This window comes from Arthrobacter cheniae, assembly GCF_003602275.1.
GTDB lineage: Bacteria > Actinomycetota > Actinomycetes > Actinomycetales > Micrococcaceae > Arthrobacter_D > Arthrobacter_D cheniae.
The window spans coordinates 412,443-428,510 of sequence record NZ_QZVT01000003.1 but is presented as its reverse complement, the minus strand read 5'-3'; the positions used below and the strand labels follow the sequence as shown (position 1 = coordinate 428,510).

The following is a 16,068-nucleotide window of genomic DNA, read 5'->3' as shown; positions in this document are numbered from 1 at the left end:
CTAGGCCACGTCCGTTCTCCGAGCATTGTTGGGACCACCATGAACCTCTCCCGTATCGCTGCAACAGCCGCCGTCACCCTGCTGGCACTGACCGGTTGTGCCGGCGCCTCCGAGTCCACGCCGGCGACCTCGGCCGAGACGAAATTCGCACCCGCCAGTTCGACGGCGGCTGCTGCGAATATCCAGCGGCCCGCCACCAATGACCTCGTCGGCGAGGCGACCCCCGAGGGTGCCCGCGCCTTCCTCTACTACTACTTCGATTTGAAGGCCTACGTGCTCCAGACCGGTGATGCCGCCGCGATGGTCGAGCTCGTGGACGGCGCCGCGAGCGAGCAGGCCGAGGCGGAGAGACTCCAGGGCGTGTACGACGACGGCGGTTGGGTGCTCGGCGGTCAGCCGAAGGTGGAGAACGTGCTCCTGACCACGCCGGAGGAGGAGGTCGTTGAAGGTGCAGATGTCACCGCGCTGATCCCCGTGAACCCCGATGCCTATACCGAGTTCGCCGAGGACGGCTCCGTCAGCGAGCAGCGCCCGTTCTCGCCGGAGGGAACCATCTACACCGCCGGCATCCGCTACACCGATGGCGCCTGGAAGGTCACATCGCTAGAGGAGACGCCGGACGCGGAACTGCCCGAGTAGCGACACCCGGAAAAGGAAGAGGAGGGGTGCCGCCGTCACGGCGGCACCCCTCCTTCGCGTCCTGCAGGTCCCTGACGAGCTTCAGCGCAGCTTGGCGCTCCGCGTCTCGGGGGCGTTGAAGGCCATGAACACGACGGCAAGGAGTACGAGTCCACCCGTCAGCGCGAACGTGAGCGGAAGGCCGAGGTAGGGCCAGAGGAGGCTGCCGAAGATCAGCGGCACGAGGCCCGCCCCGATGCGTGAGATGGTCGATGCCCACCCGAATCCGCTGCCGCGCAGTTCCGTCGGGTACAGCTCGGAGACGTAGGTGTAGAGGACGGGAATCGCTACCTGCACCACGAAGCCGAAGGCCAGCAGCCAGGCCGTCGCGACCGCGGGAAGGTCGAGCGTCAGGGCGAAGACCACGAGGAGCGCCGCCGATCCCGGCCCCGTGATCGCAAGGAGCCACTTGCGGCCTACGCGCTCCACGAGCAGGGCTGCGGCGATGACGCCGAGGAATCCGACGCCCGTCATGAACGTGGTTGTGATGAACGCGACGGACTGCGCGTAACCCGAGGCGATGAGGATGCGCGGCATCCAGGTCAGCGCGCCGTAGTACACGAGCAGGATCGTCAGGAAGAGGCTCCACGCCGTCAACGTGATGCGCCAGTTGTAGCGCCAGAGCCCGGTGAGCTGCCCGGAGATGCTGCCGATGGACAGCTTCGGCGTTTCTTCGGGATCGGGGAGGCGCCACTCACGCTGTTCGCCGCCGGTCCGTGCCACGAGGTCGTCGATGACCGCCCGGGCTTCCTCGCGCCGCCCGCGCTGCACCAGGTAGAGCGGGGACTCGGGGACTCCGCGCCGCACCCAGAAGACGAGCAGGGCGGGGAGCACCATGACGAGCATCGCGTAGCGCCACTCGCCGGTCTGTGCCACGATCGCCGTCGTGACGGCTCCGCAGAGGAACGCGCCCACGGGCCACCATGCGTCCATCGCGGTAAGGACGCGGCCGCGCTGGCGCCGCGGGGTGAACTCGCCGACGAGCGCGTAGTCCACCGGGATGCATCCGCCGAGGCCGAAACCTGCCAGGAACCGGAAGATGCAGAACCAGACGATGTCGGGCGAGAAAGCGCCGAGCACGGTGAAGACCGAGAAGACGAGCAGCGTCAGGGTGAAGGCGCGCTTGCGTCCGATGAGGTCTGCCACGGACCCCCAGGCGAAGGCGCCGACCGCCATGCCGATCAGGTTCGACGTGGCGATCCACGCGGACTGGCCCGAGGTCAGGCCCCAGTCGCCGATCAGGAGCGGGATGAGGTAGGCGTTGAGGGTGACGTCCCAGGCATCGAACATGAAGCCGAGGCCGCCGATGAGGAAGATCTTCCCCTGGACCTTCCAGCGCCAGGGGAGGTCCTGGACCACCTGGTCGCCGGTGGGGAGCTGCGTATTGATGCTCATGATGCCTTCGTGGAGGGGGCCGGGTACTGCGAGAACTGTACCGCCAAGCATCGGGGCACCCGCTGCCCGTCCACCCGCCACCACGCGGATCATCGGGAGCCGGCCTATAGACTTGTGGGCGACCCCCAGCGACGCTCTACTGACGGAGATCTGCGTGAGCCTGATCCACCTTGACCGTGTCCCTATCCGCCGAGCATTGATCTCGGTGTTCGACAAGACCGGTCTGGAGGAATTGGCGGAGGGCCTGCACCGCGCGGGTGTCTCCATCGTGTCCACCGGTTCGACGGCGCAGCGCATCGCGGCCGCGGGCGTCCCGGTGACCGAGGTGTCCGAGCTGACCGGATTCCAGGAGACCCTCGACGGGCGCGTGAAGACGCTGCATCCCAAGGTGCACGCAGGCATCCTCGCCGACCGGCGTCGCCAGGAGCACATCGACCAGTTGGCCGAGCTCGATATCGAGGCGTTCGACCTCGTGGTGGTGAACCTGTACCCCTTCGTGCAGACGGTGCGCTCGGGTGCTGAACCCGATGCCGTCGTCGAGCAGATCGATATCGGCGGGCCGGCCATGGTCCGGTCCGCAGCGAAGAACCACCCCTCGGTCGCGGTCGTCGTCGATCCCGCCCTGTACGGTGACGTCGTCGCCGCTGCAGAGGAGGGCGGCTTCGACCTCCAGGCACGACGCCGGCTCGCGGCCCTCGCCTTCGCGCACACGGCGGCGTACGACACGGCCGTCGCCTCCTGGACCGCCGAGCAGTTCGACACCGACGACGACGGCTTCACCTGGCCCGGCTACGCGGGCCTCGCCCTCGAGCGGTCCGAGGTGCTGCGGTACGGCGAGAACCCGCACCAGCAGGCCGCGCTCTACGTCGAGAAGGGCGCCACGCCGGGTATTGCCCAGGCGGACCAGCTCCACGGCAAGGCCATGAGCTACAACAATTTCGTCGACGCCGATGCTGCACTCCGCGCCGCCTTCGACTTCGACGAGCCCGCCGTCGCGATCATCAAGCACGCCAACCCGTGCGGCGTCGCCGTCGGCTCGGCGGACTCCGAGGACCCGATCGCCGATGCACACGCCAAAGCCCACGCGTGCGATCCGGTGTCGGCATTCGGCGGCGTGATCGCCGCGAACCGCGAGGTCACGGCAGGCATGGCCCGCGCAGTGAAGGACATCTTCACGGAGGTGGTGATCGCGCCGTCGTTCGCGGAGGAAGCGGTGGAGATCCTCTCGCAGAAGAAGAACATCCGGCTCCTGACGCTGCCGGAGGGCTACGGCCGGAATCCGGTCGAGTTCCGCCAGGTATCAGGGGGAGTCCTGATGCAGGTCGCGGATACGCTCGACGCCGACGGGGACGACCCCGCGGGCTGGACCCTCGCCGCCGGTGATGCCGCGGACGACAAGACCCTTGCCGACCTCAGCTTCGCCTGGAAGGCCTGTCGGGCCGCCAAGTCGAACGCCATCCTGCTCGCCGCAGACGGTGCCTCGGTCGGGGTGGGTATGGGCCAGGTCAACCGCGTGGACTCGTGCCGCCTCGCCGTCGAGCGGGCCAACTCGCTCGCCGACACCGAGAGGGCACGTGGCTCCGTCGCGGCGTCCGACGCCTTCTTCCCGTTCGCGGACGGACTCCAGATCCTGCTCGATGCCGGTGTCCGCGCCGTCGTCCAGCCCGGTGGCTCCGTCCGGGACCAGGAGGTCATCGACGCGGCGAACGCCGCCGGAGTCACGCTGTACCTGACAGGCGCGCGCCACTTCTTCCACTGATGTATCGAGCAGGTAGCCGGGCGGCCATGCGGCCCGGCTACCTGCCCACACCGCCCGTCAACGCCGTGGTTCCGGGGCCCGCGCCGTTAGGCGAAGCCTGAAGGATCTCGGTAGGTTAGAGCCGATGGGCAACCCCCAACCAACCGCACAACGCACGAGCACCAGGGAGACGCCACCCATGGCCAAGATCATCTACACCCACACCGACGAAGCGCCGATGCTGGCTACCTACTCGTTCCTCCCGATCATCGAGGCGTTCGCCTCCACGGCGGGCGTCGAGGTGGAGACCAGGGACATCTCCCTGTCGGGACGCATCATCTCGCTGTTCAACGATCGCCTCACCGAGGACCAGCAGATGGCGGATGCGCTCGCCGAACTCGGCGCACTGGCGAAGACGCCGGACGCCAACATCATCAAGCTGCCGAACATCAGTGCCTCGATCCCGCAGTTGAAGGCGGCCATCGCTGAGCTGCAGAGCCAGGGCTACGCGCTGCCGGACTATCCCGACCACCCCTCCACCGACGAGGAGAAGGACGTCCGAGCCCGTTACGACAAGGTCAAGGGCAGTGCCGTGAACCCCGTCCTCCGTGAGGGCAATTCCGATCGCCGTGCTCCTGCGTCCGTGAAGAACTACGCACGCCAGAATCCGCACAGCATGGGAGCGTGGACGCCCGAGTCGAAGACGAACGTCGCGCACATGACGAGCGACGACTTCCGCTCGAACGAGCAGTCCGTCGTCATACCGGCCGACGGCACCGTGAGCATCCAGCACGTCGGCGCGGACGGAACTGTCACCACGCTCAAGGGCTCCTTCCCCGTTCTCGCGGGCGAGGTCGTCGACGGAACGGTCATGCGGGCCGCTGCGCTGAACAGTTTCCTCGAGGCGCAGGTTGCCAGGGCGAAGGACGAGGGCGTGTTGTTCTCGGCCCACCTGAAGGCCACGATGATGAAGGTCTCGGACCCGATCATCTTCGGCCACGTGGTCCGCGCCTTCCTGCCCGAGCTCTTCGCGAGCTACGGCGAGCAGCTCAGCAAGGCAGGCCTCAGCCCGAACAACGGTCTGGCCTCCATCCTCAGTGGACTCGACAAGCTCCCCGAGGAGGTCCGCGAGGGCGTCCAGCAGGCCATCGCGAAGGGTATGGAGGACGGCCCGGCAATCGCGATGGTCGATTCCGACAAGGGCATCACCAACCTGCACGTCCCGAGTGATGTGATCGTCGACGCGTCCATGCCGGCGATGATCCGCAGCTCCGGGCACATGTGGGGCCCCGACGGCCAGGAAGCGGACACGCTCGCCGTCATTCCCGACAGCAGCTACGCCGGGATCTACCAGGTCGTGCTCGACGACTGCCGCGCCAACGGCGCTTTTGACCCGACCACCATGGGCACCGTTCCGAACGTGGGCCTCATGGCGCAGGCCGCCGAGGAGTACGGCAGCCACGACAAGACGTTCGAGATCACGGCACCGGGCAAAGTGCAGGTCCTCGACGCCGAGGGCGCCGTCCTCATCGAGCACGACGTCGCACCGGGCGACATCTGGCGCGCGTGCCAGACGAAGGATGCGGCCATCCTCGACTGGGTGAAGCTCGCCGTCACCCGTGCCCGCGCCTCCGCGACGCCGGCCGTCTTCTGGCTCGACGAGGGACGCGCGCACGACGCGAACCTGATTTCGAAGGTCAACGAGTACCTGACCGCACACGACACCGACGACGTCACCCTCGAGATCATGACGCCCGTCGATGCGACGGCCTTCACCCTCGAGCGCATTCGGCGGGGCGCCGACACCATCTCGGTGACCGGCAACGTCCTCCGCGACTACCTGACCGATCTCTTCCCGATCCTCGAACTCGGCACCAGCGCCAAGATGCTCTCGGTCGTGCCGCTCATGAACGGCGGCGGGCTCTTCGAGACCGGTGCCGGCGGATCTGCTCCGAAGCACGTGCAGCAGCTCGTGAGGGAGAACCACCTTCGTTGGGACAGCCTCGGCGAATTCCTCGCCCTGGCCGTCAGCTTCGAGCACCTGGCGACGACGACGGGCAACGCCCGCGCGCAGATCCTCGCCGATACCCTGGATCGTGCAACCGGGACCTTCCTCCTGGAGAACAAGTCGCCCAGTCGCCGTGTCGGTGAGCTCGACAACCGCGGCAGCCACTACTTCCTCGCCCGATACTGGGCCGAGGAGTTGGCCAGGCAGGATCAGGACGCCGACCTGGCCGAGAGTTTCGCGCGCGTAGCGGAGGCCTTGACGGGTAACGAGGAGACCATCGTGTCCGAGTTGCTCGCCGTGCAGGGTCAGCCTGCCGACATCGGAGGATACTTTCACCCCGACGTCGCGAAGGTCACCCAGGTCATGCGTCCCTCTGCGAAGCTGTCCGAGGTTCTCGCGATCCTCGCCCGGTAGATTCCACACGCACCACGAACAGCCGCTGTACCGCTTGCGCGGTGCAGCGGCTGATTTTGTTTGGACGTTTTCATTTACAGTGCCTGTGGTTCCGGTCTATGGTTGCTCCACGGTCTCAGCCTGGGGGTGAAGGTGCAGTGAAGATGCAAAAGCGTCGGTCTCTCCCTTCCACTGTGCGCCTGTCACTCCTTGCAGGAGCAGGTGCACTCGGCTGGATGGCATTCGGCACCTCAGGCGCATCCGCCGCACAGGATCCCGCCGGAGCCGGTCTCGTCGAGTCGACAACGAGCGTCGTGGTCGCAACGATCGCCCCCACCGGTTCTCATCTGTCGGCCATCACAGCATCGCTTGCCGAAGCCACCCCCGTTGCGCCGTCTCCCTCCGCCGTCCCATCTGTCCTGGCCGATATCCCAGCCATCCCCGATGTCACTGTTCAGGTGCCTCAGCTTCTTTCCCAGCCCGCCGCGACGGTCCTGTCTCCTGTGACGACGGCGGTCGATCAATTGGTCGCGCACGTGCCGATCGTGCAGCAGCACGTCCCGGCCGGAACGGTTACCGAGGTAACCGCTCCAGTGATGGAGGCCGTGGACGGAGTTGTGGGTGGCGTCACCGAGCCGGTGCTCGATGTCCTCGCTCCCATCACCGCCCCCATCACGGAGGTCGTTGAGGTCGTTCCCGTCACGGACGTCGTGGTACCGGAGGTCGTAGGCTCGGTGGCCGACGCCGTTGCTGTGCCGGAGGCTCCTCAGCCAGCAGTCGAGCCCGCCGCGCCGATCGTCGTGTCGACTCCTGACTCGGCTACCTCGCCCGCCATGGATGATGTCCGGCTGAGCGGTGCCGTGATTGCCCCCGCCTTCATGAGTGCCCGAGCCGTCGCCGATGACTCCGTAACCGGGGCGGTGGCGTTCGGAGTTCAGACGTCGTTGGTGCTCAGGTCTTTCGACGACGCGAATCTTCCCGTCCTGACGCACCTCGTAGCGTCGTCGGATACTGGGCCAGCGCCCCTGTCCGGAGCACTCGCCTCATTCGCCGGTGTCGCCGCATCGATGACCGGCGGCGGTTCTTCAGCACCGATCGCGGCTATTGGCGCATCGGCTCTTCTCGTCGTTGTTCTGTTCGCGGATCGTGGCCGTCGCGCTGCGACGGCAGGCCTTCCCACCAGCCCCAGCTTCGATCCGGGCTCATCTCCTGATTAGTGGTGGCCTCGCCGCGCCTTCGTGCGCGGCTGACGGCTATCGGTGCTGAATGCACCTCCACACCACTTTGATCTACAGGAGAACACCATGCGTACATGCGTGCAGCGAGGGCTCTTCGGAGTCCTTCTAGCCGGAGGCGTCGTCGTCCTCGGAGCAGGAGCGGCGACAGCTGCGGACCTGCCTACACCCTCCACTGCGGGGGCCGAAACCGACCTCGGCGTCATCATCACAACACCGCTTCAGTTGGGCACGACCAGCGGTTCGATCATCGAAGCAACAGCTGGTTCCCTCAACGTCTCCATCAATCTCGGTGCAGGCCTGGACGTCGATCCAGGCAACGGCGACGGTGGTCTGCTCGGGGGATCGGCGGCCGGTTCATTGCTCGAAGGGGGCCTACTGAATGGGACTGTGGTTTCTCCGGAGGTCGTGGCTCCGGTGAATGTGTCCGGTAATTCGGTGTCCGTGATCGGCGACTCCTCGTCGACGGGCACTTCAGGGTCCACCGGTTCGACCGGTGGTACTGCTCCGGTTCCTGCTCCGGTTCCTGTCTCGGTTCCTGCTCCGGTTCCTGTCTCGGTTCCTGCTCCGGTTCCTGTCTCGGTTCCTGGTGACGGCGCCCTGCTCGATGGGGGTCTGCTGAATGGGAATGTGGTCTCTCCGGAGGTCGTGGCTCCGGTGAATGTGTCCGGTAATTCGGTGTCCGTGATCGGCGACTCCTCGTCGACGGGCACTCCGGGGTCCACCGGTCTGACCGGTGGTACTGCTCCGGTTCCTGTCTCGGTTCCTGGTGACGGCGCCCTGCTCGACGGGGGCCTGCTGAGTGGGAACGTGGTTTCTCCGGAGGTCGTGGCTCCGGTGAATGTGTCCGGTAATTCGGTGTCCGTGATCGGCGACTCCTCGTCGACGGGCACCCCGGGGTCCACCGGTTCGACCGGTGGTACTGCTCCGGTTCCCGTCTCGGTTCCTGGTGACGGCGCCCTGCTCGACGGGGGCCTGCTGAATGGGAACGTGGTTTCTCCGGAGGTCGTGGCTCCGGTGAACGTGTCCGGTAATTTGGTGTCCGTGATCGGCGACTCGTCGTCGACGGGCACTTCAGGGTCCACCGGTTCGACCGGCGGCAGCACCGGCGGTTCGGCTGGTGGCAGCACCGGTGGCTCGGCCGATGGTGGTCTTGTCGAGGGCGGCATCGCGAACGGGAACGTCATCTCGCCCGTCATCACGGCGCCCGTCAATGTGAGCTGCAACGATGTCACCCTGATCGGTGACAGCGCTTCGGATTGCACGCCCGGTTCAACCGGCGGCAGCACCGGTGGCTCGACCGGAGGGAACACCGGCGGTTCGGCTGGTGGGAACACTGGCGGTTCGGCCGATGGCGGTCTTGTTGATGGCGGCATCGCGGACGGAAATGTCATCTCGCCCGTCGTCACGGCGCCGATCAATGTGAGCTGCAACGGTGTCACCCTGATCGGTGACAGCGCTTCGGATTGCACCGGCGGTTCGACCGGCGGCAGCACCGGTGGTTCGGCTGGTGGGAACACTGGTGGTTCGACCGATGGTGGTCTTGTCGAGGGCGGCATCGCGAACGGGAACGTCATCTCGCCCGTGGTCACGGCGCCGGTCAATGTGAGCTGCAACGGTGTCACCCTGATCAGTGACAGGGCTTCGGAGTGCACGCCCGGTTCAACCGGCGGCAGCACCGGCGGTTCGGCTGGTGGTTCGGCTGGTGAGAACGCCGGTGGTTCGACCGATGGTGGTCTTGTCGAGGGCGGCATCGCGAACGGGAACGTCATCTCGCCCGTGGTCACAGCGCCGGTCAATGTGAGCTGCAACGGTGTCACCCTGATCGGTGACAGCGCTTCGGATTGCACCGGCGGTTCGACCGGCGGCAGCACCGGCGGTTCGACCGGCGGCAGCACCGGCGGTTCGGCTGGTGGCAGCACCGGTGGCTCGGCCGATGGTGGTCTTGTCGAGGGCGGCATCGCGGACGGGAATGTCATCTCGCCCGTCGTCACGGCGCCGGTCAATGTGAGTTGCAACGGTGTCACCCTGATCGGTGACAGCGCTTCGGAGTGCACGCCCGGTTCGACCGGCGGCAGCACCGGTGGCTCGACCGGCGGCAGCACCGGTGGCTCGGCCGATGGTGGTCTTGTCGAGGGCGGCATCGCGGACGGGAATGTCATCTCGCCCGTCGTCACGGCGCCGGTCAATGTGAGTTGCAACGGTGTCACCCTGATCGGTGACAGCGCTTCGGAGTGCACGCCCGGTTCGACCGGCGGCAGCACCGGTGGCTCGACCGGCGGCAGCACCGGTGGCTCGGCCGATGGTGGTCTTGTCGAGGGCGGCATCGCGGACGGGAATGTCATCTCGCCCGTCGTCACGGCGCCGGTCAATGTGAGTTGCAACGGTGTCACCCTGATCGGTGACAGCGCTTCGGAGTGCACGCCCGGTTCGACCGGCGGCAGCACCGGTGGCTCGACCGGCGGCAGCACCGGTGGCTCGGCCGATGGTGGTCTTGTCGAGGGCGGCATCGCGGACGGGAATGTCATCTCGCCCGTCGTCACGGCGCCGGTCAATGTGAGTTGCAACGGTGTCACCCTGATCGGTGACAGCGCTTCGGAGTGCGGTGCGGATGCCGGTGGCCCGACAACCCCAGTAACGCCGACTACGCCGGTAACGCCGACTACGCCGGTAACGCCGACTACGCCGGTAACGCCGACGACGCCGGTAACCCCGGTAACCCCGACGACGCCGACGACGCCGGTAACCCCGGTAACGCCGGTAACCCCGACGACGCCGGTAACCCCGACGACGCCTACGACGCCGGTAACCCCGGCAACGCCCACTCCGGCCGATCCCACAACGGGCGGTAACGGGGACACGGATGACAGCAGCACATCGGGTTCTGGGCTTCCTGCAGGAATTACGGTCCCACGTTCGGTTCCCCTCAGTACCACCGGCGTTTCGACAGGTACGGTCTCCGTAGCGAGCAGCTCGGTGAGGGTTTCCACCCCCGCGGCGGCTCCGGCAGCGTCGACACCCGGTACGCCGAAGACCCTCGCTACGACGGGCTTCGACGAGCAGCAGATCCTGCTGTTCGGTTCGCTCCTCCTGCTCAGCGGCGTAGGCGGCCTGATAGCCGCACGCCGCTCGAAGTCAGGCGTCTAGGCGAAACCAGCCCCTGACTACAGGAAAGGACGGGTCCCCTGCAGCGAGTGCTGCGGGGGCCCGTCCTTCGGCGTGGGATCGACGATCAGGCTGCGTCGTTCGCGTAGCTCAGACCGATCTGCGCACGGATGCCGTCCAGCAGGCGCATGGTTTTCACCGTGTCACTGACGGGCATCGTGGGGCTCTGGGTGAGGCCTTCCTGGATGCAGCGAGTCACCTCGCGTAGCTCGTAGGTATACCCGGCGCCGACCTGCTCGAACTGCTCTACGCGGGCTTCGCCCTGGCCAACCTTTACGGTGAGCTCCTTGGGATTGTGGAGATTGCCACCGCCGGTCTTGAGCCAGCCCTTCGACCCGCAGACCGTTGCCTGTCCTGGACAGGAGGCGATGAACGACGACGACAGCTGGGCATACGCTCCACCCTCATAGCTCAGCGTCACCGCGTTCTGCAGGTCGACGCCGTCGTTGTTCAGCGTTCCGACAGCAGATACGGAGTCAGGGAATCCGAGTGACCCCAGGGCCCAGGTCAGCGGGTAGACCGTGAGGTCGAGCAGGGCGCCACCGCCTGCCTTCGGATCCCACAGGCGACTCGTAGGGTCATCGGGGGCGGTGAAGCCGAGGTCGCCCTGGACCCAACGGATGTCGCCGAGCTCCCCGGAGTGGATGATTTCCCAGGCACGGTTGACGCTCGGCAGGAAGCGGGTCCAGACGGCTTCCATGAGGAACAGTCCGCGATCTGCAGCAAGTGCAGCCAACTCCTCCGCTTCTGCTGCGTTGATGGTGAACGGCTTCTCGCACAGGACGTGCTTGCCGCCTGTGAGCGCGGCCTTCCCCACGTCGTAGTGCTGGCCGTGCGGAGTGGTGATGTAGACGACGTCGACCTCGGGGTCGTTCACGAGCCGCTGGTAGCCCGTCACCCCGTCGTCATTCCCGTAGCTGGTAGCGAAACCGAAGCGCTCCGCGAAGGCCGCGGCGCTGTCCGCGCTGCGGGAGCTGACCGCGTGGAGCACAGCGTCCTCGAGCAGGGCGATGTCCGCGGTGACCTTCGAGGCGATACCTCCGGTCGCGATAACACCCCACTTCAGGGGACGGCCTGTCGGGGCGAGGGGGCTAGGAGCTCCTGCTTCCGCGCAGGGAGGAACGGCGATTCTGGTCTGAGGGTTCATGGACCCATCCTTGCCGCTGGCTGGTTCCGCGTCCATCGGTCACGCTCGCGTTCACGGCTCGGGCCAGCGGGATGGCATTCCACGGACAGTTGAGCACGGTCCCGGACAAGCCGCGGTCGTTTCAGGGCGCCGACGAGGGCTGCCAGGAGGACGGGATCCTGACGTTGGACAGGAACCGACATCACGAAGCCGAGAAAGAAAGAAGTGCCCCGACCGTAGCCGGGGCACTTCCTGGTACTACTGCCGGACGAGTCCGGGTAAATGGGTGCTACTTCGTGAGTGCTGAGAGCGTGGGATTGTTGGCATACGCCTCCGCAGCGTTCTCCTTGGTCACGATCTGTGGCTCGAGGAGGTAGGCGGGAACGGTCTTGACGCCGTTCTCGTAGGAATCGGGATCATTGATCTCGACCTCTTCGCCGGCCTGCAGGTTGTCAACCATCTCGATGACGTGCTCGACGAGGGCAGTCGTGTCCTTGTTGATGGTCGAGTACTGCTTGCCTTCCATGATGAGCTTGACGGACTCGACCTCGGAATCCTGACCGGTGACGACGGGCAGTGCCTTGCCTGCACCCTCGACCGAGGTCAGGATGGCGCGGGCGAGCGTGTCGTTGGGGGAGAGGACGCCGTCGAGTTCGGTGGAGCTGTAGTTGCCGGACAGCAGCGTGTCCATGCGCTTCTGGGCGTTCTCGGCCTTCCATCCCTGGGTGACGGCCTGGTCGAAGGTCTCCTGGCCGGAAACCACGACCAGGTTCCCGTTGTCGATCTCGGGCTGGAGGATGCTCATGGCGCCGTCGAAGAAGACCTTCGCGTTGGCGTCATCGGGTGATCCGGCGAAGAGCTCGATGTTGTACGGGCCTTCAGGCTTGGCAGCTTTCATTCCGTCGAGGAGGGCCTGGCCCTGGAGCTCGCCGACCTGGAAGTTGTCGTATGCCACGTAGTAGTCGACGTTCTCCGTGTTGGTCAGGAGGCGGTCGTAGGCGAGGATCGTGATGCCGGCGTCCTTCGCCTGCTGCAGCTGGGTGCCGAGCTGAGCGCTGTCGATGGCTCCGACGACGAGCACCTTCACGCCGTTGGTGATCATGGAGCTGATCTGGTTCTGCTGCTCAGACACGCCGCCGTTGGCGAACTGGACATCCGGCTCATAACCGGCTTCGGTCAGACCGTCGTTGAACAGGGTCTCGGCAAGAACCCAGTTCTCCGAGGTCTTCTGCGGCAGTGCCACGCCGATGGCCGATCCTGCTTCGAAGCCGGAGGCTGCGGCGTCGCCGCCCTCGGTGGCCGGGGCCGCTTCTTCACGACCGCAACCGGTCAGCGCCAGTGCTGATATCGCAGCGATCGCTGCGAAGGACTTTGCGAACTTACGCATTGCATTCTCTTTCTCTTGCTCTTGCTGTGGTGGACGGGTTGGAGCATGGTGTCCGGGTGTCCGGAAGTAACGGATGCCTAGACATCGTGGGTGATGACTTCCTTCGTTCCGACGGCCTGCTCCGTGGGAGCGGGCTGCGGGGTGGGGGCGGACGACTTGCCGCCGCCACTGCCTCCGCCGAAGTTCCTGGTGAGCAGGCCGATGATCGACGGCTTGCCCTGGCTCTTGTTGTAGACATCGAAGGCAACAGCGACGAGCAGGACGATGCCCTTGATGATCTGGGTGTCGTCAGCACCGGCGCCGAGCAGCTGGAGGCCGTTGTTGAGGACGGCCATGACGAGGCCTCCGATGATCGAGCCGACCACGGTGCCGACGCCACCGGTGACGGCTGCGCCACCGATGAAGACGGCTGCGATGGCGTCGAGTTCCCAGCCGACGCCGTCGGACGGGCCTGAGGCCGTGGATCGGCCGACGAAGATCATGCCGGCGAGGGCGGCGAGGATGGACATGTTCATCATGACCATGAAGTTCACGCGCTTGCTCTGCACGCCGGAGAGCTCCGCTGCGTGGCGGTTGCCACCGACCGCGTAGACGTGGCGTCCGAGGATCGTCTTGTTCGAGATGAACGCATAGATGATGACGAGGACGCCGAGGATCAGCCCGGGAACCGGGAAGGAGGTGCCGGGACGGCCCGTCGCGAACAGGTACGTCGCGTAGAGGATGACGGCGGAGAGCAGGACGACCTTGGTGACCGGCACCCACGTGGGGGGCAGGTCGGCGTGGATCTTCGCCAGCCTGCGGCGGCCGCGGATCTCGTTGTAGATCACGAACGCCACCAGGGCGAAGCCGATCAGCAGCGTGAGATTGTTGTAGCCCGTGTTCGGGCCGACCTCGGGGAGGTACCCGGCGCCGAGGTAGCGGAAGCCCTCGGGCACCGGGACGGTGAGGGAGTTGCCGACCGACTGGTTGGCACCGCGGAACAGGAGCATGCCGGCCAACGTCACGATGAACGCCGGTATGCCGACATAGGCGACCCAGAAGCCGTGCCAGGCCCCGATGAGCGCACCGAGGACGAGGCCCAGCAGCGCGCCCATGTACCAGGGGATGCCCCAGTCCCTCATGGCGATCGCGACGACGATGCCGACGAACGCCGCGACCGAACCGACCGAGAGGTCGATGTGTCCGGCGATGATCACCAGCACCATGCCGATGGCCAGGATCAGGATGTACGAGTTGCCGTTGAAGAGGTTCATCATGTTCACGGACGTGAGCGTCTTGCCGCCCGTGCGCCACTGGAAGAACACGACGAGCGCGACCAGGGCGAAGATCATCCCGAACTGGCGGGTGTCTCCGCCGAAGATTTGTTTGAGGGAATTCATGGTGTCTTTCCTAGGGGCTTCGGTCAGGCAGATTTCCTGCTGGCGGTCATGAGTTTCATCAGGGATTCCTGGTTCGCGTCCTCGCGGGCTACTTCTCCGGTGATCGCGCCTTCGAAGATGGTGTAGACGCGGTCCGAGAGGCCGAGCAGTTCGGGCAGCTCCGAGGAGATGACGATGACGCCCTTGCCCTGGTCGGCGAGTTTCTGGATGATGCCGTAGATCTCGTACTTCGCCCCGACGTCGATGCCCCGGGTGGGCTCGTCGAGGATCAGCAGATCGGGGTCCGTGAACATCCACTTCGCGAGGACGACTTTCTGCTGGTTCCCACCGGAGAGCTTCGCGACGCCCTCGTTGACACTGGGCGTCTTGGTGCGCAGGGACTTCCGATATTCCTCCGCGATACGGAACTCTTCGTCCCGGTCGACGACGAGCCCGTGCGTGATGCGCTTGAGGTCCGCGGACACCGTGGTGGACTTGATGTCATCGAGCAAGTTCAGGCCGAGTGACTTGCGGTCCTCGGTCACGTAGGCGAGACCGGCCTTGATCGCCTGCGGTACCGAGCGCAGCGTGACTTCCTTGCCGTTGATGAGGATTTGGCCCGACTTGAAGGTGCCGTAGGACCGGCCGAACACGGAGCGCGCGAGCTCCGTCCGCCCGGCTCCCATGAGCCCCGCGAAGCCGACGATCTCGCCGCGACGGACGTGGAAACTGGAATTCTTGCAGACCAGGCGGTCGGAGACCGTGGGGTGCGCGACGGTCCAGTTGCGAACCTCGAAGAAGGTCTCCCCGATCTTCGGCGTGTGGTCGGGGAAGCGGGATTCCAGTGAGCGGCCGACCATGCCGCGGATGATGCGGTCCTCGTCGACGCCGTCGTTCTTGATGTGCAGTGTCTCGATCGCCTTGCCGTCGCGGATGATGGTGATCGAGTCGGCGATCTGCTCGATCTCGTTGAGCTTGTGCGAGATCATGATGCACGAGATGCCCTTGGAGCGTAGGCCCGCCATCAGGTCCAGGAGGTGCTGCGAGTCCGATTCGTTGAGGGCCGCGGTGGGCTCGTCGAGGATGAGCAGCTTCACCGATTTGTTGAGCGCCTTGGCGATCTCGACGAGCTGCTGCTTGCCGACGCCGATGTCCTTCACCTTCGTGATCGGGTCCTCGCTGAGGCCTACCCGAGCCATGAGTTCCAGGGTCGTCCGGTTGACGTAGTCCCAGTCGATCACGCCGAAGCGGGTGGGCTCGTTACCGAGGAAGATGTTCTCCGCGATCGACAGCTCGGGGATCAACGCGAGTTCCTGATGGATGATCACGATGCCCGCGGCCTCGCTCGACCGGATGTCCTTGAACTGGACTTCCTCGCCCTGGAAGAAGATCTGACCGGAGTAGTCGCCGTAGGGATAGAGACCGGAGAGCACCTTCATGAGGGTGGACTTCCCGGCGCCGTTCTCACCGCAGATGGCGTGGATCTCGCCGGCCTGGACCTCGAGCGAAACCTCGGACAGGGCCTTGACTCCCGGAAATTCCTTGGTGATCGAACGCATCTCAAGGATGGTGTGGTTGTTCATGG

The 16,068-nt window shown here is 65.8% G+C and carries 10 protein-coding genes; 5 read left to right on the top strand and 5 right to left on the bottom strand.

The features are described from left to right. The first annotated feature begins 39 nt into the window (after positions 1 to 39). Entirely contained in the window at positions 40 to 639 is a 600-nt protein-coding gene (locus D6T63_RS07485) for a DUF6318 family protein (RefSeq protein ID WP_120148367.1), read from the top strand. An 81-nt stretch (positions 640 to 720) separates the two neighbouring features. On the opposite strand, the gene D6T63_RS07480 is transcribed toward D6T63_RS07485, so the two are convergent. Further along, a complete protein-coding gene (locus D6T63_RS07480; RefSeq protein WP_120148366.1) occupies positions 721 to 2,073 on the bottom strand; it encodes an MFS transporter in 1,353 nt (450 codons plus the stop codon). 154 nt (positions 2,074 to 2,227) lie between these two features. Between D6T63_RS07480 and purH the strand changes: the two genes are divergently transcribed. The 4 genes from purH to D6T63_RS19500 all read left to right on the top strand — a co-directional run bounded on the left by purH (position 2,228) and on the right by D6T63_RS19500 (position 10,594). Then, positions 2,228 to 3,832, top strand: a complete 1,605-nt coding sequence (gene purH / locus D6T63_RS07475) for a bifunctional phosphoribosylaminoimidazolecarboxamide formyltransferase/IMP cyclohydrolase (RefSeq protein ID WP_120148365.1) — start codon at positions 2,228 to 2,230, stop codon at positions 3,830 to 3,832. Between the two features lie 178 nt (positions 3,833 to 4,010). Continuing rightward, on the top strand, positions 4,011 to 6,233 hold the full coding sequence (locus tag D6T63_RS07470) for an NADP-dependent isocitrate dehydrogenase (protein WP_120148364.1): 2,223 nt from the start codon (positions 4,011 to 4,013) through the stop codon (positions 6,231 to 6,233). 215 nt (positions 6,234 to 6,448) lie between these two features. Continuing rightward, the gene (locus tag D6T63_RS07465) at positions 6,449 to 7,429 is read left to right on the top strand and encodes a hypothetical protein (protein ID WP_120148363.1); all 981 of its coding nucleotides are present in this window, start codon (positions 6,449 to 6,451) and stop codon (positions 7,427 to 7,429) included. Positions 7,430 to 7,516: 87 nt separating this feature from the next. Beyond that, on the top strand, positions 7,517 to 10,594 hold the full coding sequence (locus tag D6T63_RS19500) for a chaplin family protein (protein ID WP_220725890.1): 3,078 nt from the start codon (positions 7,517 to 7,519) through the stop codon (positions 10,592 to 10,594). An 85-nt stretch (positions 10,595 to 10,679) separates the two neighbouring features. Here the strand turns inward: D6T63_RS19500 and D6T63_RS07445 are convergent, their stop codons facing one another. From D6T63_RS07445 to mmsA, 4 genes are all read right to left on the bottom strand, one after another. Then, positions 10,680 to 11,759, bottom strand: coding sequence for a Gfo/Idh/MocA family protein (locus D6T63_RS07445; protein WP_120148362.1), 1,080 nt, complete (start codon positions 11,757 to 11,759; stop codon positions 10,680 to 10,682). A 268-nt stretch (positions 11,760 to 12,027) separates the two neighbouring features. Then, positions 12,028 to 13,125: a substrate-binding domain-containing protein gene (locus tag D6T63_RS07440; RefSeq protein ID WP_120148361.1), complete on the bottom strand. Its 1,098-nt coding sequence runs from the start codon at positions 13,123 to 13,125 to the stop codon at positions 12,028 to 12,030. Between the two features lie 77 nt (positions 13,126 to 13,202). Then, entirely contained in the window at positions 13,203 to 14,504 is a 1,302-nt protein-coding gene (mmsB, locus tag D6T63_RS07435) for a multiple monosaccharide ABC transporter permease (protein ID WP_120148360.1), read from the bottom strand. 23 nt (positions 14,505 to 14,527) lie between these two features. Beyond that, positions 14,528 to 16,066, bottom strand: coding sequence for a multiple monosaccharide ABC transporter ATP-binding protein (gene mmsA / locus D6T63_RS07430; protein WP_120148359.1), 1,539 nt, complete (start codon positions 16,064 to 16,066; stop codon positions 14,528 to 14,530). Between the last annotated feature and the right edge of the window lie 2 nt (positions 16,067 to 16,068).

Bases quoted from the DNA above. Each gene is read 5' to 3' on its own strand.
- D6T63_RS07485 (WP_120148367.1), top strand. From the start codon at position 40: ATGAACCTCTCCCGTATCGCTGCAACAGCCGCCGTCACCCTGCTGGCA.
- D6T63_RS07480 (WP_120148366.1), bottom strand. From the start codon at position 2,073: ATGAGCATCAATACGCAGCTCCCCACCGGCGACCAGGTGGTCCAGGAC.
- D6T63_RS07470 (WP_120148364.1), top strand. From the start codon at position 4,011: ATGGCCAAGATCATCTACACCCACACCGACGAAGCGCCGATGCTGGCT.
- D6T63_RS07465 (WP_120148363.1), top strand. From the start codon at position 6,449: ATGGCATTCGGCACCTCAGGCGCATCCGCCGCACAGGATCCCGCCGGA.
- D6T63_RS19500 (WP_220725890.1), top strand. From the start codon at position 7,517: ATGCGTACATGCGTGCAGCGAGGGCTCTTCGGAGTCCTTCTAGCCGGA.
- D6T63_RS07445 (WP_120148362.1), bottom strand. From the start codon at position 11,759: ATGAACCCTCAGACCAGAATCGCCGTTCCTCCCTGCGCGGAAGCAGGA.
- D6T63_RS07440 (WP_120148361.1), bottom strand. From the start codon at position 13,125: ATGCGTAAGTTCGCAAAGTCCTTCGCAGCGATCGCTGCGATATCAGCA.
- mmsB (WP_120148360.1), bottom strand. From the start codon at position 14,504: ATGAATTCCCTCAAACAAATCTTCGGCGGAGACACCCGCCAGTTCGGG.
- mmsA (WP_120148359.1), bottom strand. From the start codon at position 16,066: ATGAACAACCACACCATCCTTGAGATGCGTTCGATCACCAAGGAATTT.